General features: G+C 65.4%; 17 protein-coding genes. 11 read left to right on the forward strand and 6 right to left on the reverse strand.

Features of this window, described 5'->3' with window-relative positions:
* Nucleotides 1–242: 242 nt before the first annotated feature.
* The 4 genes from ptsP to BDOA9_RS04170 all read left to right on the forward strand — a co-directional run bounded on the left by ptsP (nt 243) and on the right by BDOA9_RS04170 (nt 5,772).
* Nucleotides 243–2,510: a phosphoenolpyruvate--protein phosphotransferase gene (gene ptsP, locus BDOA9_RS04155; protein ID WP_025032692.1), complete on the forward strand. Its 2,268-nt coding sequence runs from the start codon at nt 243–245 to the stop codon at nt 2,508–2,510.
* A gap of 59 nt (nt 2,511–2,569) precedes the next feature.
* Nucleotides 2,570–3,655: a peptide chain release factor 1 gene (prfA, locus tag BDOA9_RS04160; protein ID WP_025032693.1), complete on the forward strand. Its 1,086-nt coding sequence runs from the start codon at nt 2,570–2,572 to the stop codon at nt 3,653–3,655.
* A 3-nt stretch (nt 3,656–3,658) separates the two neighbouring features.
* Nucleotides 3,659–4,540, forward strand: a complete 882-nt coding sequence (gene prmC / locus BDOA9_RS04165; RefSeq protein ID WP_025032694.1) for a peptide chain release factor N(5)-glutamine methyltransferase — start codon at nt 3,659–3,661, stop codon at nt 4,538–4,540.
* A gap of 464 nt (nt 4,541–5,004) precedes the next feature.
* Entirely contained in the window at nt 5,005–5,772 is a 768-nt protein-coding gene (locus BDOA9_RS04170) for a DUF4167 domain-containing protein (protein WP_025032695.1), read from the forward strand.
* Nucleotides 5,773–5,824: 52 nt separating this feature from the next.
* Here the strand turns inward: BDOA9_RS04170 and BDOA9_RS04175 are convergent, their stop codons facing one another.
* The gene (locus tag BDOA9_RS04175; protein ID WP_025032696.1) at nt 5,825–6,571 is read right to left on the reverse strand and encodes a class I SAM-dependent methyltransferase; all 747 of its coding nucleotides are present in this window, start codon (nt 6,569–6,571) and stop codon (nt 5,825–5,827) included.
* A gap of 108 nt (nt 6,572–6,679) precedes the next feature.
* On the opposite strand from BDOA9_RS04175, the gene gloB reads away from it, so the two are divergent.
* Nucleotides 6,680–7,447 (forward strand): hydroxyacylglutathione hydrolase, encoded by a 768-nt coding sequence (gene gloB, locus BDOA9_RS04180; protein ID WP_025032697.1) that lies wholly within the window; start codon nt 6,680–6,682, stop codon nt 7,445–7,447.
* Between the two features lie 38 nt (nt 7,448–7,485).
* A complete protein-coding gene (locus BDOA9_RS04185; protein ID WP_025032698.1) occupies nt 7,486–7,908 on the forward strand; it encodes a cupin domain-containing protein in 423 nt (140 codons plus the stop codon).
* 10 nt (nt 7,909–7,918) lie between these two features.
* Here the strand turns inward: BDOA9_RS04185 and yddG are convergent, their stop codons facing one another.
* The 3 genes from yddG to BDOA9_RS04200 all read right to left on the reverse strand — a co-directional run bounded on the left by yddG (nt 7,919) and on the right by BDOA9_RS04200 (nt 11,083).
* Nucleotides 7,919–8,788, reverse strand: coding sequence for an aromatic amino acid exporter YddG (yddG, locus tag BDOA9_RS04190; protein WP_025032699.1), 870 nt, complete (start codon nt 8,786–8,788; stop codon nt 7,919–7,921).
* Between the two features lie 141 nt (nt 8,789–8,929).
* Nucleotides 8,930–9,655, reverse strand: a complete 726-nt coding sequence (gene phbB, locus BDOA9_RS04195; RefSeq protein WP_025032700.1) for an acetoacetyl-CoA reductase — start codon at nt 9,653–9,655, stop codon at nt 8,930–8,932.
* 249 nt (nt 9,656–9,904) lie between these two features.
* Nucleotides 9,905–11,083: an acetyl-CoA C-acetyltransferase gene (locus tag BDOA9_RS04200; RefSeq protein ID WP_025032701.1), complete on the reverse strand. Its 1,179-nt coding sequence runs from the start codon at nt 11,081–11,083 to the stop codon at nt 9,905–9,907.
* A 316-nt stretch (nt 11,084–11,399) separates the two neighbouring features.
* Here BDOA9_RS04200 and phaR point away from each other — a divergent pair, with 316 nt between their 5' ends.
* Together phaR and BDOA9_RS04210 are read left to right on the forward strand one after the other, a co-directional pair.
* The gene (gene phaR / locus BDOA9_RS04205; protein ID WP_025032702.1) at nt 11,400–11,990 is read left to right on the forward strand and encodes a polyhydroxyalkanoate synthesis repressor PhaR; all 591 of its coding nucleotides are present in this window, start codon (nt 11,400–11,402) and stop codon (nt 11,988–11,990) included.
* Nucleotides 11,991–12,030: 40 nt separating this feature from the next.
* The gene (locus BDOA9_RS04210; RefSeq protein ID WP_025032703.1) at nt 12,031–12,660 is read left to right on the forward strand and encodes a class I SAM-dependent methyltransferase; all 630 of its coding nucleotides are present in this window, start codon (nt 12,031–12,033) and stop codon (nt 12,658–12,660) included.
* Between the two features lie 86 nt (nt 12,661–12,746).
* On the opposite strand, the gene BDOA9_RS04215 is transcribed toward BDOA9_RS04210, so the two are convergent.
* Nucleotides 12,747–13,634 (reverse strand): branched-chain amino acid aminotransferase, encoded by an 888-nt coding sequence (locus BDOA9_RS04215; protein ID WP_025032704.1) that lies wholly within the window; start codon nt 13,632–13,634, stop codon nt 12,747–12,749.
* 135 nt (nt 13,635–13,769) lie between these two features.
* Here BDOA9_RS04215 and BDOA9_RS04220 point away from each other — a divergent pair, with 135 nt between their 5' ends.
* Nucleotides 13,770–14,705, forward strand: coding sequence for an alpha/beta hydrolase (locus BDOA9_RS04220; RefSeq protein WP_025032705.1), 936 nt, complete (start codon nt 13,770–13,772; stop codon nt 14,703–14,705).
* Between the two features lie 10 nt (nt 14,706–14,715).
* Here BDOA9_RS04220 and BDOA9_RS04225 read toward each other — a convergent pair whose 3' ends face one another.
* Nucleotides 14,716–14,964 carry a hypothetical protein gene (locus BDOA9_RS04225; protein ID WP_025032706.1) on the reverse strand — a complete coding sequence of 83 codons (249 nt, stop codon included), beginning with the start codon at nt 14,962–14,964 and terminating at the stop codon, nt 14,716–14,718.
* Between the two features lie 213 nt (nt 14,965–15,177).
* Between BDOA9_RS04225 and BDOA9_RS04230 the strand changes: the two genes are divergently transcribed.
* Both BDOA9_RS04230 and BDOA9_RS04235 read left to right on the forward strand, forming a co-directional pair.
* Entirely contained in the window at nt 15,178–16,050 is an 873-nt protein-coding gene (locus BDOA9_RS04230; protein WP_025032707.1) for a hypothetical protein, read from the forward strand.
* Nucleotides 16,051–16,236: 186 nt separating this feature from the next.
* The gene (locus tag BDOA9_RS04235) at nt 16,237–17,820 is read left to right on the forward strand and encodes a sensor domain-containing diguanylate cyclase (protein WP_025032708.1); all 1,584 of its coding nucleotides are present in this window, start codon (nt 16,237–16,239) and stop codon (nt 17,818–17,820) included.
* The last annotated feature ends 2 nt before the right edge of the window (nt 17,821–17,822 follow it).

Genomic DNA, 17,822 nt, shown 5'->3' on the forward strand with positions numbered 1-17,822 from the left:
TTCGCGCTTGGCAGGCGTTTTGCTTGGCAAAACAAGCCTCAATTCGCTATACGGCGGACAGGGTGGGCTGCCGCAGACTGTGTCCCAGTTCGGGCGGCGCTGATTCGGTACGAGCGCAAAATCTCCCGTGGATTTTGGGCTTGTGCCTGCGCCGGACAAACAATTTGGTTGTTTTTCTGGAATTTTGGTCCAGCCGCCGGCCGATACCGCCGGGCCGGGCAGACGGAGGAGATTGACGGTTCATGCGGAGCGCGTCGGGAGGTCCCCGCGTCTTGTTGAGACGGCTCCGCGAGACCATGGCGGAGCAGGTCTCGGCCCAGGAGCGGCTGGACAAGATCGTGGTGCTGATCGCCGCCAACATGGTGGCCGAGGTGTGCTCGGTCTACGTGCTGCGCATCGACAACACGCTCGAGCTCTACGCCACCGAGGGCCTCAACCGCGAGGCGGTGCACCATACCGTGCTCAGTGCCCATGAGGGCCTGGTCGGCCTGGTCGCCAGCGAGGCGACGCCGCTCAATTTGAGCGACGCGCAGAGCCATCCGGCCTTCTCGTTCCGGCCCGAGACCGGCGAAGAAATCTACCATTCCTTCCTCGGCGTGCCGATCCTGCGCGCCGGCAACACGCTCGGCGTGCTGGTGGTGCAGAACCGCGCCAAGCGCAATTATGTCGAGGAGGAGCTCGAGGCGCTGCAGACGACCGCGATGGTGCTGGCCGAGCTGATCGCCTCGGGCGAGCTCTCGGCATTGGCTCAGCCGGGCCAGGAGCCGGCGGCGCGCCATTCGGCGCAGAAGGTCGGCGCCATCCTGTCGGAGGGCATCGCGCTCGGCCATGTCGTGCTGCACGAGCCCCGCGTCGTCATCAAGGACTACATCGCCGAAGATCTGCCGAAGGAAATCAAGCGGCTCGATACCGCGCTCGCGAAGCTGCGTGCCGATCTCGACCGCATGCTGGAGCGCGGCGACGTCGCCGAAGGCGGCGAGCATCGCGAGGTGCTGGAAGCCTATCGCATGTTCGCCAACGACCAGGGCTGGTCGCACAAGCTGCACGAGGCGGTCGCGACCGGCCTCACTGCGGAAGCCGCGGTCGAGCGCGTGCAGTCGGACACCCGCGCGCGCATGCTGCGCTCGACCGACCCTTATTTGCGCGACCGGCTGCACGACCTGGAAGACCTCGGCTACCGCCTGATGCGGCAGCTGGTCGGCCAGGATCATGCGCCCTCCCGCGAGCAGCTGCCCGACAACGCCATCGTGATCGCCCGCGCGATGGGCCCGGCGGCGCTGCTCGACTACGACCGCAAGCGGCTGCGCGGGATCGTGCTGGAGGAAGGCACCGCCAACTCGCACGTCTCGATCGTGGCGCGGGCGCTGGGCATTCCTGCGGTCGGCGAGGTGCCGAACGCGCCCGGCATCGCCGATCCCGGCGATGCCATCATCGTCGACGGCACCTCGGGCTCGATCTATGTGCGCCCGTCGCAGGAGATCGAGGCCGCCTTCGCCGAGCGGGTGCGCTTCCGTGCCCGCCGCCAGGCGCAGTACCTCGCGCTGCGCGACCGGCCCTGCGTCACCAGGGACGGACAGAAGATCGAGCTGATGATCAACGCAGGTCTTGCCATCGACCTGCCGCATATCGAGGACACCGGCAGCGCCGGCATCGGCCTGTTCCGGACCGAGCTGCAATTCATGGTCGGTCAGAGCCTGCCGCGCACCAGCGACCAGCTCGCGCTCTATCGCACCGTGCTCGATGCCGCCGGACCCAAGCCCGTCACCTTCCGCACGCTCGATATCGGCGGCGACAAGGCGCTACCCTATATGGAAGCGGTGATCGAGGAAAACCCCGCGCTCGGCTGGCGCGCGATCCGGCTCGGGCTCGACCGTCCCGGCCTGTTGCGCGGCCAGATCCGCGCGCTGCTGCGCGCCGGCGGCGGCCGCGCGCTGCGCATCATGTTCCCGATGATCTCGGAGGTCGCCGAGTTCGACTCGGCCAAGGCGCTGGTCGAGCGCGAGCTGACTTATCTGCGCCAGCACGGCCACACGCTGCCCGAGCGAATCGACATCGGCACCATGGTCGAGGTGCCGGCCCTGCTTTACCAGCTCGACGAGCTGCTGAAGAAGGTCGATTTCATCTCGGTCGGCTCCAACGATCTCTTCCAGTTCCTGTTCGCGGTCGATCGCGGCAATGCCAAGGTGTCCGAGCGCTTCGACACCATGTCGGCGCCGATCCTGCGCGCGCTGCGCGACATCGCACGCAAAGCGCACGCGGCGCAGAAGTCGCTCTCGCTCTGCGGCGAAATGGCCTCGAAGCCACTCGGCGCGCTGGCGCTGATCGCGCTGGGCTACCGCTCGCTTTCGCTCTCGGCGACCGCGCTCGGCCCGGTCAAGGCGATGGTGCTCGACCTCGACGCCAAGAAGGCCGAAGCGATGCTGGGCCCTCTGCTGGATGCGCCCGCGGGCAGCGTCTCGATCCGGCAGAAGCTGACGGAATTTGCCGAGGCCGAGGGCCTTGCGTTGTAGCGGGCCTGTCGTCCGCTTTCCGCCGCCCTCGCCTTCTTCCGCCCTTTGAGACTGAACCGATGTCGTCACTTCCCGAAGCCAAACTGGACGTGCTCCTTGCACATCATGCCTCTCTCGAGGCGGAATCGCTTGGACAGCTCGCCTCCGAGCGTTACGTGCAGATCACGCGCGAGCTCGCCGAGCTCACGCCGCTGATCGAGGCGGTGAAGGCCTATCGCTCCGCCGTCAAGGAGCTCGCCGACACCGAGGCGCTGATCGCCGATCCCGCCACCGATGCCGAGATGCGCGGCATGGCGGAAGCCGAACGCGACGAGCTCGCGCCGAAGATCGATGAGCTGGTCCAGAAGATCCGCGTCGCGCTCCTGCCCAAGGACGCCATGGACGATCGCAACGTCATGCTGGAAATCCGCGCCGGCACCGGCGGCGACGAGGCTTCGCTGTTTGCCGGCGACCTGTTCCGAATGTACGAGCGCTTCGCGAACCTGCAGGGCTGGAAGGTCGAGGTGATCTCCGCGAGCGAAGGCACCGTCGGCGGCTACAAGGAAATCATCGCCGAGATCCAGGGCCGCGGCGCGTTCTCCAAGCTGAAATTCGAATCCGGCGTGCACCGCGTGCAGCGCGTGCCCGACACCGAGACGCAGGGACGCATCCACACCTCCGCCGCGACGGTCGCCGTGCTGCCCGAGGTCGAGGACGTCGACGTCGACATCAAGAACGACGACCTGCGCATCGAGACCATGCGCGCAGGGGGCGCCGGTGGCCAGCACGTCAACAAGACCGAATCGGCGATCCGCATCACCCACATCCCGACCGGCATCGTGGTGATGATGCAGGACAGCCGCTCGCAGCACAAGAACCGCGCCTCCGCCATGAACATCCTGCGCTCGCGCATCTACGACGCCGAGCGGCAACGCGTCGAGGCGGCGCGCTCGGCCGAGCGCAAGGAGAAGGTCGGCTCCGGCGACCGCTCCGAGCGCATCCGCACCTACAATTTTCCGCAAGGGCGCGTCACCGACCATCGCATCAACCTCACGCTCTACAAGCTGCCCCAGGTGATCGCGGGTGAAGCGCTCGGTGAATTGATCGACGCACTGACGACGGAGTACCAGGCCGCACAGCTCGCTGCGCAAGGCGCGGCGGCCTGAGACGTGAGCACCCCCTTCACCGGGCAATCCATCGAGAGCGCGCGGCGCGCGCTGGCCGCGCAGCTGAGATCGGCAGGGCTCGACGAAGCCGAACTCGACGCACGCATCCTGATCGGCGCAGCACTCGGCCTCGACCTCACCGGCCTGATCGCGCAGGCGGCCCGTCCCCTCACTGCGGCTGAAGCATCGAGGCTCGCGCAACATGCACAGCGCCGCATCGCCGGCGAGCCGGTGGCGCGCATTCTCGGGACGCGCGAATTCTGGGGCCTGCCGTTCCGCCTGTCGGAAGCAACCCTGGTGCCGCGCCCCGATACCGAGACCGTGGTCGAGCTCGCGCTCGAAATTCTTCGCGAGCGGAAGGCCTCTCGCCCGCCGCGCATCGCCGACATCGGCACCGGCTCCGGCGCGATCCTGCTCGCGCTGCTGCACGAAATCCCGGATGCGTTCGGCGTCGGCACCGATCTCAGCCAGAACGCGCTCGGGACTGCCAGGGGCAATGCCGCCGCGCTGGGCCTCGCCGACCGCGCCGCCTTCGTCGCCTGCTCCTACGCCGCGGCGCTCCGTGGCCCGTTCGACCTCATCGTCTCGAATCCGCCCTATATTCCCTCGGCTGAAATTCCGAGATTGAGCGTCGAGGTGCGCGAGCACGACCCGCATTTGGCGCTCGACGGCGGCAACGACGGATATGATGCCTACCGCGCCCTGATCCCGCAGGCGAGCGAGCGCCTCGCCCCTGGCGGCGCCCTGGTCGTCGAGGCCGGACGGGGCCAGGCCCAGAATATTGAAACCTTGATGAGGGCCGCCGCGTTGTCGCTGGACAGGCCACCCAAGGCCGACCTGGCGGGCATTTCGCGGGCCGTTTCGGCTCGAAAAATGCCCCCATAAAAGCCGGATTGGCCCGCAAAAAGCTCTTGGAATATCCCGTGGGAACGACTACGTTCCGGTCAACACATCGGTGCCGGCCCCGTAGACTTACGGGCGAAAGCCGGGCTCTCGGGCGAGAGCTTTACTGATTTGAAGGTTCCAAGCCGCAGGTCCTTTGAGCGCGATGGCCAGTGGAGCTGCGCTGCTCTCTCCGACCGCAACGTGAACGAAAGCCTGATATTGCGCTTGAAGACTTACGCAAGAAAGCTGGGCTTGTTTCGGCAGGCGAAATGAATGGGTTCGCTGGCAATGGATGCTGGCGGGTGGGGAACGCGTCTTTGTTGAACGCGACGGTCGACGAACATCGGCAGGGTCGGATCCGCTCTTGCGTGCGGTGCGCGCGAGACATGTGAACCGCTGTCACCAGGTCACTCCTAGCAATCAGTAAAGCGTGCAACCTTTAGGGCTGGAATTAAAGGCAGGACATGAGAAACGGTCAAAACAAGCAGCGGATGCGCAACCGCAACAACAATAACAACAACAACCGGCGCGGCCAGAACCCGATGACCCGGGTCTACGAGTCCAACGGACCCGACATCAAGATTCGCGGTACCGCTTCGCACATCGCCGAAAAATATCTCCAGCTTGCGCGTGATGCGCGCTCCTCCGGCGATCCCGTTGCAGCCGAGAACTATTATCAGCACGCCGAGCATTATTTCCGCCTGATCGCGGCGGCCCAGGAGCAGTTCCGCCAGAATCAGCAGCCGCGCGGCGACGAGCCCATCGCCAGCAGCGACGACGGCGAGGACGACGGCGAGAATTTCTCGGCCTTCGGCCAGGAGCCCGGCTTCGTCCCGCAGCCCCAGTCGCAGCCCTTCATGCGCGACCGTGACGGCCAGCGCGATCATCACCAGCGTGATCACCAGCCGCGCGACAACCAGCCGCCCTATCAGCGCGAGAACCAGCAGCCGCGCGAGCACCGCGAACGCGATCACCGTCCGCAGCCGCAATATCAGCCGCAGCCACAACCCGCCAACCAGCCGCAACCGGTCATCGCCGATGCTGGCGGCGTCGACCGCCTGCCCTCCTTCATCACCGGCGCGCAGCCGCAGGTGAACGGCAGTCAGGGCGGCTTCGAGGGTGGCGGTGGCGGCGAGCGCTATCCGCGCCGGCGGCGCCGGCCGCATGGCCCGCGCCCGGAGCGTGAGGCCGCTCCAGTCGCTTCCAGCGACGAGGTCGCCCCGGGCGAGTAAGCTCTTCTGACTTTCTGACTTGATCGTCCCGGCCTCGCCGGGACGATTTGTTTCAGCTGCGCGTTACCGTCGTCGAGGACGGCACCAGCACGGGCTTGGCGAGTGAGGGAATCAGCCGCGCCCGCTCGCGCTTGGCGGGGATCGCGCGGTAGACCTGCTTGGTCGCCTCCACGATGTGGACGCCGGCAAAGGGCAGCGACAGCGCGGCGCCGGCACGCTCCCACATCTGCGCCGATTTCAGCACCCAGCCGCCGGCGTAAGGCGGCATGAACAGTGCTTCGCCCCAGGCCGTCGGCGTGAACCAGGTCTGGCGGAACAGCTCGGTGATCTGCGAGCGCGAATAGGGCCGGCCGTGACCGAACGGCGTGCTGTCGGTGCGGGTCCACACCCCTCGCCGGTTCGGGATCACGGCGATGACGCGCCCCGAGGGCGACAGCACGCGCCACACCTCGCGCAGCAGCGCGGCCGGATCGTCCGACATCTCCAGCGCGTGCACCAGGAGAATGCGGTCGACCGCGGCCTCGGAAAGCGGCAATGAGAATTCGTCCACCAGCGAGGCCAGCGCGGGCCGTCCCGTCGGCCATTTCAGGACCCCCTGGGCCGCCGGCATGAAGGCGAGGCAGCGCTCGGCGTCCTCGCGGAACAAGCCCAGATAGGGTGTGGGATAGCCGATGCCGAGCACGCGCTGGCCGTCGGCGTTAGGCCAGCGCTCCCTGATGCCGCGATTGATCATTTGCCGCGCCACGATGCCGAGGCGGCGGGAATAGAACTCGCGGAGGTCGACGACGTCGATGGTCATGACGGCAATGTAACATGCGCGAGGGCGCCGCTGCGCGCGGAATATTGCATTGCCTGGGCAACGTTAACGCCATATTTGTCTGGCGGGGCTGAGCGCGATGGAGATGACATGGCCGCCGAAATTCGTACTTTCACCTGTTTAAACGACAATTTCGGTTATCTGATCCACGATGCGGAAACCAAAGCGACGGCCTCGATCGACGCGCCGGAGGCCGGCCCGATCCTCAAGGCCCTGGAGCGCGAGGGCTGGCAGCTCACCGACATCCTGATCACCCATCATCATGGCGATCATGTCGGCGGAGTTGCCGAGCTCAAGCAGAAATACAATTGCCGCGTCGTCGCGCCGCACGACAAGACCACCAAGATCGCGAACGTCGACCAGCGCGTCGCCAATGCCGACGTGGTCAGGATCGGCAATCTGCTCGCGCGTGTCGTCGAGACGCCTGGCCATACGCTCGACCACATCTCCTACGTGTTCGACAATGAGAAGACGGTGTTCGCCGCCGACACGCTGTTCTCGATTGGCTGCGGCCGCGTGTTCGAGGGCACCTATCCGATGATGTGGGACTCGCTTCTGAAGCTGCGCGCCCTGCCCGACGACTTCAGGCTCTATTGCGGCCATGAATATACGGCGTCCAACGTCAAGTTCGCGCTCACCATCGAGCCCGACAACGCGGCGCTTCAGGCGCGCGCGGCGGAGGTGACGAAGCTCCGCGCCGAGAACAAGCCGACCATTCCCTCCCTGCTCGGCGAGGAGAAGCGCGCCAACGTGTTCCTGCGCGCCGACGAGCCGGCGGTCGCGGCCAGGCTGCACATGAAGGGCGCGGATCCCGCGGCGGTGTTCGGCGAGCTGCGCGAGCGCAAGAACAAATCCTGAAGAACAAGTCCTGAAGAACACATCCCCGACGAGGATCGATGACGACCGCAGCCGAGATCATCGCGCGCCTCGAACTCCGCCCGCATCCGGAAGGCGGACATTATCGCGAGACGTTTCGCGACCAGAGCACGGACGCCAACGGGCGTTCGCGCTCGACCCTGATCTACTTCCTGCTCGCGCGCGGCGAGCGTTCGCATTGGCATCGCGTCGACGCGGTCGAGACGTGGCACTATTACGCCGGCAGCCCTTTGACGCTGCGCATCGCCCATGACGGCTGCTCGCAGCACGAGGTGCGGCTCGGTGCCGACCTCGTCGGTGGCGAGCGGCCGCAGGCGATCGTGCCTGCACTGGCCTGGCAGACGGCGGAAACCACGGGCGAGTGGACACTGGTCGGCTGCACCGTGGCGCCCGCTTTCGAGTTCGCGGGCTTCGAGCTCGCGCCGCCCGGCTGGGAGCCGTAGCACCACTCAATCATCGCTTCCGCAGCACCATGTCTTTGGCCGCGATGAGGCCGCCCCCGGCAATGAGGATCGCGGCAAATGCGATGTTGGCGCTGGCCTTGGCGAAACCGGCGGCGATGAGGAAACCCGTCGAGAGCAGCGGCGTCGCATAGGACGCGGCGCCGAGCACGCGGATGTCGCCGCGCTTCATACCGATGTCCCAGGCGTAGAAGGCGGCACCGACCGGGCCGATGCCAAGCGCGATGACCGAAAGCCATTGCAAGCCAGTCTCCGGCCAGACCGTGGTCTCGAGCAGGCCGTGCATCAGCGCGGCCAAGACGGCCGTGGCAAGACAGAAGCCCGCGACCGCATCCGTCGGCACCGCTTTCAGCCGGCGCGACAGCACCGAATAGGCCGCCCAGACGAACGCCGCGATGAAGGCTGCGATCAATCCCGGCACGGTCCCCGGGGCGAAGCCGGAGGTGTTGCCGTCGAACAGCAGCACCGTGCCGACGAGGCCGAGCACGGCGCCGATAATGTGATGCGCCGCCAGCCGCTCGCCCGGCAGGAATGACGAGAACAGCACGATCAACAGCGGCCACAGGTAATTCAACAGGCCGGCTTCGGCCGGCGGGGCAAAGCGCAGCGCGAGAAAGTACAGCGCGTGATAGCCGAACAGGCCGCCGACGCCGACGACCCAGACGGCGAGCGGTTGCTTAAGGCTTTTCGCCGCCCCGGTCCGCCCGATCCAGGTCAGCAGACCGACGAGACCCCCGATCGCAAACGTCATCGCGGCGAGCTGAAACGCCGGGATCCTTCCGGTCGCCACCGTCATCACTGACAGCAGCGACCACATCAGGATCGCGGTCAAGCCGATCAGCGTGGCAGTGCGGGGAGTCATCGGCCCATGTTTCCGTCATGGCCGGGCTTGTCCCGGCCATCCACGTTCTTCCGTGGCGACGGCTGTTGTAAGGCCGCGGATGCCCGGGACAAGCCCGGGCACGACGATGTGGACAATATCAGCCTGCGTGATGCGATCGCATCACACCATGTACTGGCCGCCGTTGACCGACAGCGTCGAGCCGGTGATGGCGCCGGCTTCATCAGCGGCGAGGAACACGACGGCGCGTGCGATCTCTTCGGGCTCGCCGAGACGGCCGATCGGAATCAGGGGCAGGATCGCCTTCTCCAGCACGTCCTTCGGCACTGCCTGCACCATCTCGGTGTTGATGTAGCCGGGGCAGATCGCGTTCACGGTCACGCCACCCTTGGCGTTCTCCAGCGCCAGGGCCTTGGTGAAACCGATCTCACCGGCTTTCGCTGCGGAGTAGTTGACCTGTCCGAACTGCCCCTTCTGGCCGTTGATCGAGGAAATATTGATGATGCGGCCGAACTTGCGCCCGCGCATGCCTTCGATCACCTGGCGCGACATGTTGAACAGCGAGCCGAGATTGGTGCCGATCACGGCGTTCCATTGCTCGAGGCTCATCTTGTGGAAGGCACCGTCCCTGGTGATGCCGGCATTGTTGACCAGCACGTCGACCGGGCCGACCTCGGCCTCGACCTTCTTCACGCCCTCGGCGCAGGCGTCGAAATTGCTGACGTCCCATTTGTAGACTGCGATGCCGGTCTCGGCCTTGAACTTGTCCGCGGCCGCGTCGTTGCCGGCATAGCTCGCCGCAACCTTGTAGCCGGCGGCCTTCAGCGCCTTGCTGATCGCAGCACCGATGCCCCGCGTACCACCCGTCACCAATGCAACACGTGCCATGTCGTATTCCTTCCCTCTTCCTTGGACCCTTCGGACGCTTCTGACGTGATCGTTTTTTAACTAGGGATTATGCGGGTGGTTTGACGGACATCAAGAACAAAACGCCCGGCATCGAGCCGGGCGTTTGTCTTTAGTCGAGGCTTGACGGGTTGCGAAGAATATTTGATTTGCAACCGCTGCCTTTTTAGTCGCGTGCAACGCACGCGCTGACGTGTGCGGCGCACGCGTCAGCTGCGTGCAAGGTCGTCGTCAGTCGCGCGCCACACACATGGCGATCCCCATGCCGCCGCCGATGCACAGCGTGGCGAGGCCCTTCTTCGAATCGCGCTTCTGCATTTCGTGCAGCAGCGTCACCAGCACGCGTGCGCCCGACGCGCCGACCGGATGACCGATCGCGATCGCGCCGCCGTTGACGTTGACCTTGGAAGTATCCCAGCCGAGGTCCTTGTTGACCGCGCAGGCCTGTGCCGCAAAGGCTTCGTTGGCCTCGATCAAATCGAGATCGCCGACGCTCCAGCCGGCTTTCTTCAGCGCGGCGCGCGAGGCCGGGATCGGGCCCGAGCCCATGATCTTCGGATCGACGCCGGCCTGTGCCCAGGACACGATGCGCGCGAGCGGCTTCTTGCCTTCCTTGGCGGCCTGCTTGGCGGTCATCAGCACCACGGCGGCAGCGCCGTCGTTGATGCCCGAGGCCGAGCCCGCGGTGACCGTGCCGTCCTTCTCGAAAGCGGGACGGAGCTTGGCCATCGCGTCGAGCGTTGCGCCGTGACGCGGATATTCGTCGGCGCTGACGACGACGTCGCCCTTGCGAGTCTTGATGGTGACGGGGACGATCTCGTCGTTGAACTTGCCGGCCTTCTGCGCCGCCTCAGCCTTCTGCTGCGAGGCGACCGCGAACTCGTCCTGCTGGGCGCGGGTGATCTGCCACTGGCGCGCGACGTTCTCGGCGGTGTTGCCCATGTGGTAGCCGTTGAAGGCATCCCACAGACCGTCCTTGATCATGGTGTCGACGAACTCGACGGCACCCATCTTGACGCCGCCGCGCAGATATTGGGCGTGCGGGGCCATGCTCATGGATTCCTGTCCGCCGGCGACCACGATTTCGGAATCGCCGTTGAGCAGTGCCTGGTAACCGAGCGCGACCGTACGTAGGCCCGAGCCGCAAAGCTGGTTGACACCCCAGGCCGGGCTCTCCACCGGAATACCGGCGGCGATGGAAGCCTGGCGGGCCGGGTTCTGGCCCTGGGCCGCGGTCAGGATCTGACCCATGATGACTTCCGAGACCCGGCCGGGCTCGATGCCGGCACGCTCCAGCGCGGCCTTGATGGCGACGGCGCCGAGGTCATGGGCGGGAAGGGTCGCGAAGGCTCCGTTGAAGCTTCCGACCGGGGTGCGGGCGGCGCTGACGATGACGACATCGTCTGACATGGGCATCTCCTGGGGCTTGAGTTTCTGAAGAAAGGGGCAGGCGGGCGCTTTGCAAATGGCCCGTCAGTCTCGTCAGTCATCCTGTTAACGTCGTTGAGGCATGTCAATCGGCCGAGCACCGAATTCGTGCCGCAGCGCATTCAAAATAGCGTTCTTGGCGTTTTCGCAAGCAGGATTTTGCTCTGCAATTAACCGTGCCGCACAAAACGGTAGCGTGAGCCCTTTGAAAATGCTTATTTTGTTGCGTTGCGTACTCTTCCCGCCCTGCGGCATTGCCGACAGGTTCCCGTTCTCCGCGTTTTGCAAGTGAGAGCCCATGGCGAAATCAGACCAACCCACCACGATCAAGAAATACGCGAACCGCCGGCTCTATAACACCGGAACGAGCACCTATGTGACGCTGGAAGACCTCGCCGCCATGGTCAAGGACGGCGAAGATTTCCTGGTCTATGACGCCAAGACCGGCGACGACATCACCCGCTCCGTACTCGCCCAGATCATCTTCGAGCAGGAGAACAAGGCCGGCCAGAACCTCTTGCCGACCACCTTCCTCCGCCAGCTGATCCGCTTCTATGGCGACAGCATGCAGATGGTGGTGCCGAAATATCTGGAGCAGTCGATTGCGACCCTTACCCAGGAGCAGGAGAAGTTCCGCAAGCAGATCGCCAACACGCTGTCCGGCACTCCTTTTGCTCCGCTGGAGGAGCAAGTCCGCCGCAACATGGAGTTGTTCCAGCAGACCTTCTCGATGTTCAAGCCGTTCGCTGCGCCCCGCACGGCCACCACTCCCGAGCCGGAACCCGATGCGAATGCCGAGGCGCCGAAGGACAGCAACATCGACGAGCTGCGCCAGCAGATGAAGGAAATGCAGGAGCGCCTCGAGCGGATGTCGAAGAAGGACGAATAGTCTTTCGTTCGCGCCGGCCCCTGTATGCGGGAGGGCAGCCATGTCTGACCGAAGCACCCATTGGGACCAGGTCTACGCCACCAAGGGCGAGGCCGAGGTCAGCTGGTATCAGGATAGCCCCGCGATCTCGCTCGCGATGATTCGCGCAGCCGCCTCCGATCGTGGCTCCGATCGTGACTTGGCCATCATCGATATCGGCGGCGGCGCATCGCGGCTTGTCGATGCGCTGTTGCAGGGCGGATATCGCGACATCGCCGTCCTGGATCTTTCTGCCAATGCGCTCGAGGCAGCGAAGAAGCGCATCGGTCAGGCCGCTTCGACGGTCGACTGGATCGTTGCCGATGCCACGACGTGGCGTCCGGCCAGGACCTACGATGTCTGGCACGATCGCGCAGCGTTTCACTTCCTGACCGACCCGCGCGACAGGGCGGCTTACGTGGAGCGCCTGCGGTCGGCGGTCAAGCCTGGCGGCCACGTCATCATTGCGACGTTTGCACCCGACGGTCCCGAGAAATGCAGCGGCTTGCCGGTGCAACGCCACGACAGCGCGAGCCTTGCGGCAGAACTCGGGCGGGACTTTGTACTGGTCGAGACGCGGAGCGAGACGCATCAGACGCCGTGGGGTTCGACGCAGGCATTTCAGTTCAGCCGGTTTCGGCGGCAGAAATAGTTCTCGTCATGGCCGGGCTTGTCCCGCCTGCGCGGCCGAAGCCGCTACGGCGGGACAAGCCCGGGCATGACGACGGATAGTCCCGATCACGCCGCCATCTTCACGGCATGCGCAAAGTCCCAGTAGAGCTTGCGCGCCTTGGCGTAGAACGGGCCCGGCTTCAGCTCGCGCTCGTCGATGCGAATCACGGGCGCGACCTTGGCGAAATTGCCGGTGGAGAAGATTTCGTCGGCGGCCAGGAAGTCGGCGTAGCGCAGCGTCTTCTCGACCACGGTGACGCCGTCGGCGCGAAGCAGGCTGATGACGCGCTGGCGCGTGATGCCGTTGAGAAAGGTGCCGTTCGGCACCGGCGTGAAGACCACGCCATCCCTGGCCATGAACACGTTGGAATTGCCGAACTCGGCGACGTTGCCGAGCATGTCGAGCATCAGCGCGTTCTGGAAGCCGCGCGACGCAGCTTCGGCCAGCGCGCGCGAATTGTTCGGGTAGAGGCAGGCGGCCTTGGCTTCGACCGGCGCGCATTCGGCCGTCGGCCTGCGGAACGGCGACAGGGTGATGGCGTTGCCGACGGGCTTTGGCATCGGCGCCTCGTAGATGCACAGGCACCAATTGGTGGTCTCGGGGTCGAACAGCACGCCGCCGCCGCTTCCGTTCTGCGCCCAGTACATCGGACGGATATAGAGCTCGGCATTTCCGGCAAAGCGCGCGATGCCTTCGTTCGCGAGCGTCAGCCAGGTGTCGGTATCGACCACCGGCTTCAGGCCGAAACTGATCGCAGATTGATTGGCGCGAGCGACGTGACGGTCGAGATCGGGCGCGACGCCCTCGAAGGCGCGGGCGCCGTCGAACACGATCGAGCCGAGCCAGGCCGCATGGGTGCGCGGCCCCATGATCGGCACGTTGCCCTCGCGCCATTTGCCCTCGAAGAAGGTCCAGCTCGGCGAGTAGTCGATGGGCTTCCTGATCTCGGCCATGACTGGCCTCCTTTCGAACCATCCGGCACTATTGTCCCAATTTCTAAACGATTTGCTGCGGGATTTGGACACCCTCCAGGGGAGGGTAAGAAAGTGCAAACCGGCTATAATACTGACCACGATGTGGAGTGCCCCATGCCGCTCGATCCGCTCGCAAAGCGTTTGTTGACCATGATGGCTGCGGCTGCGCCGCAGGCGCGGAGCCAGCCGAGCGTGGAGGCGCGGCGGCAATCGCTGGCGAAGCTGATGCAGTTCGCACGTGCCGAAGCGCCGGATGTGACGACCTCCGACGGCATGCTGACCGGCCCGGGCGGCGAGCTGCCCTATCGCCTCTATACGCCGGCAGGCACTGAAGCGCCCACACCGGGCTTCGTGTTCTTTCATGGCGGCGGGCTCGTCGCCGGCAGCATTGCCACGCACGACCGCATCGCGGCAGCGCTGGCGCATGCCACCGGATGCCGGCTCGTGTCGATCGACTACCGGCTCGCGCCGGAGCACCGGTTCCCCGCCGCGGTCGAGGACGCGATCGCCGCCACCGAATGGGTCGCACGCGAGGCGGCATCGCTCGGCATCGACGCCGACCGTCTTGTGATCGGCGGCGATTCCGCCGGCGCCACACTGGCGGCGATCGTGTGCCAGAATGCGGCGCAGACCGCCGGCCTCTCCATCGCCGCCCAGTGCCTGATCTGCCCGGTGCTGGATTTCGAGGAAACCTCGCCTTCACGCGAGGCCTTTGCCGAGGGCCATCTGATCGACCGCGTCACGATCGAAGCCGATCTCTCCGACTATCTGCCCGACGGCATCGACACCGCCGACCCCCGCGTTTCTCCCTTACGGGCAACGCGGCTCACAGGCCTGCCGACCGCGATCATCCACACCGCCGAATACGACCCGATGCGCGACGAGGGCAATGCCTATGCCCGCAAGCTGCTGGCCGCGGGGGTCGCGGTCGAGCATGTTTGCCATGATGGCATGGTCCACAACTTCCACGCCATGGGCGCAATCCTGCCGCAGGCACAGCTCGTGCTGTCGCAGATCGGCGAGCAGGTTCGGCGGGCGGTGAAGAGGTGAGCGCGCTTGATCACGCGCGCGCGCCGATCACCGCGCGCGCTGCTGCGACATATTCCGGCCAGTGCGCATTGGCGTAACGCTCCGCCTGCCATGCGCAGGCAAGGTCGGGCGCATGCGCTGCCGCAATCGTGCGCGCGAAGCGCTCCTCCGCGACCGTCACCTCGCCCGGCTCGGCCCTGGGTGCAGCGGCCGCCGCAGCACTCGGAGCAACGGCGAGCCCCGCCAGACCGGTAAGCAGGATGCGGCGTGACGTGTTCATGGCGTCGTCCTCCATTGTTCGGCCGGCACTGTGGCGGGCGAGTGTGTCGGTGCGATCACGGCAGGGTAACCGCACATATCCATGCCGTCCATCGCTTGCGGATAGAGCTTGACCAAGCAAGCGATCACGTTCCATCTAGCAGCGGTTTCGCCATCAAATCGCCACGCGTCGGATCGTCACGTGCCCCTTCGCAACCAATCCCGTCGTCCGGCCTTGCGCGCTGCCGCGACGGGACTGCTTTGCCTGGCGATCCCGGCAGGCGCCGCCTTCGCGGCCGACGATGAGGAGGACAAGCCGACGAAGCCGGCGGTGCCGAACATCTATCTCGACCTTCGCACCATCTATGCGACGATCCCGGCGGGCACGCTCGGGCTCGGCTTCGGCAACACCTCGCTCTCGGCCGCATTCGGAGCACTGGCGACGCAACGCGGTACAACGCTGCCGAACGGCTTGCCGGCGGCAAAGGCCGTCGGCCTCGACCTGCCGCTGACCGTCGACGTCAGCGACCGCGTCTCGCTTTATGGCGGCGTGTCGGGATCTACCATTGACATCGGCGGCGGCTGGTCGTCCTTCGACATCACCAGCTGGAACATCGGCGTGCAGGCCGATCTCTACCAGCAGAATGGCGGGAAGATCCCGACCATCACGCTGCAATCGACCCTGACGCAGTCGGTGCCCAACGAGCAGGGCATGACGAATTCCTTCAACAACATCGTGGAATTCGACTACGCACTCGACGAGGACGAGACGCGGGGCTGGCTGGCCGGCATGCAATATACCTACACCACCATCGCCAGCCCGTTCGCCAGTATCCGGCCGAACACGATCCTTTATGCCGGCGGCTATTATCAATGGCCGAGCAACTGGAAGTTCACCGGGCGCCTCGGCATACAGTCTTTCGGCGGCGCGCAGTTCGCAGGCCGAACGATAGCGGAGTCCTTCACCCAGCCGACCCTGCGCCTCGACCTCGACCGCATGGACGACAACGACAACCGTCTGTTCGGCATCACCGCGCAGATCGCCTGGATGCCGAAGCCGTCATACCAGCTGACGTTGCGCACGCCGCTCTATGCGGTGCGCAACTGACTGCGTTCGCAAGGAACTCCTGGTCAGGTGCGGCGGGAGCTCTTGACCGACCGGACAGCGTTCAGCATCGGGCGTCAACCGATCGTTAATCCTCATTCCGGAACATCGCTTGCGTTACACCGCCGCAAAGAAGCTTGCGCGAAACTACCCCGGCTTTTCGCATCGTATTCGTTTGGGAGGCTGCGGATGCCCCATCTGGTTTCGGAACGGACGTTGCTTTCTGGGAAGATTTTCTTCAATTTCGGCCAGTCGTCGATTGATTGCGTCGTGCGCCGGCTGACCGAGGAGGCGGCGACGCTGGAGATGGAGAGCGGCCTCGGCGTGCCCGAGCAATTCCAGCTCAGGATCGCGGGGCGCGACGTGCTGACCTGCCGTGTGATCTGGCGCTCGGACCGCCAGGTCGGCGTCGCGATCGAGCAACCGGACAGTGTCGAGCATCCCGCCGGCGAGGAGCGCGGACGCTCGTCCGATGCGCTCATGCGCGGACAGATGCTCGCGCTGCGCGCCGCGCTTGATTTCGTACCGCTCGGAATCGTGCTGCTGGATGCAGATCTGCGCGCAAGGTTGATCAATCGCGCATTCCGGCAGATGTGGTTGTTGCCGGACGAGGTCGCCAACAGCTATCCGTCCTTCGTGACCCTGATGCATCATGGCCGCGATACACTCGCTTACGAGATTCCACCGGCCGAACTCGAGGCCTACGTCGCCGGGCGGGTCCGTCACGTTCAGGCCGGTGACGCGTCGCCGCTCGATCTGCGTCGCTCCGGCGGCGACGTCGTTCGCATGCAATGTACGCCGCTGCCGGACGGCGGGCGAATGCTGACCTATACGCCCGTCACCGATATCGTGCGCGCCTCCGACGAGCTGAAGCTGCTGCGCGATGCGCTGGAGAATGTCGAGGACGGCGTGCTGCTGCTCGATCACGATCTCAACGCCAGCTTCATGAATCGACGGATGCGGCGGTTTTGGGAAGTGAGCGAGCAGGAGGCGGCAAGCCGACCGGCCTATTCATCGCTGGTGAGCCGGGCTCAACGCGCGAGTGCGCCGAACATTCCCGCAAATGAACTGACGAGATTTCCGGCGAGGCGGCTCGCAGAGGTCAAGGCCGGCGATCACGTGCGTGACCTTCAGACGCCTGACGGGCGGCGGATCAGGGCCCATTGCACCACAATGGCAAACGGCGGCCGCATGCTGACCTATGTCGACATCACCGATCTCACCAACAAAGCCGCCATGCTGGAGCGACTGGCGACCACCGATCCGCTCACGGGGCTTTACAATCGTCGGCATTTCCTCGGGGCCCTCGATGCGGAATGGAGTCGCTTCCAGCGCTACTACCGCTCGGTCTCGGTCCTGATGCTCGATATCGACCATTTCAAGTCGGTGAACGATCGCTATGGTCACGCGGTCGGCGACGAAGCGATCAAGGCCGTCGCAGCCGCATGCAACGAGGGCAAGCGCAAGTCCGATCTCGTCGGCCGCCTCGGCGGCGAGGAGTTCGCGGTTCTGCTGCCCGAGACCAGCCTGTCACGCGCCTGGCTCGTCGCCGAGCGAATCCGCAAACGCGCGATGGCGATCCTGCTGAACGCGCATCAGGCGCAGTTCGGCGTCACCGTGAGCATCGGCATCGCGGAGGCCACCGTCAGCATGTCCGGCATCGATGCGCTGATGGCCGCGGCCGATCACGCGCTCTACCAGGCCAAGGCCGAGGGCCGCAATCGCTGCGTCGCCTTCGTGCCTGCGCCGCCCGCCAGCAAGGCGGCAGAGTAGTC

This window comes from Bradyrhizobium sp. DOA9 (assembly GCF_000617845.2).
In the GTDB taxonomy this organism is placed as follows: Bacteria; Pseudomonadota; Alphaproteobacteria; order Rhizobiales; family Xanthobacteraceae; genus Bradyrhizobium.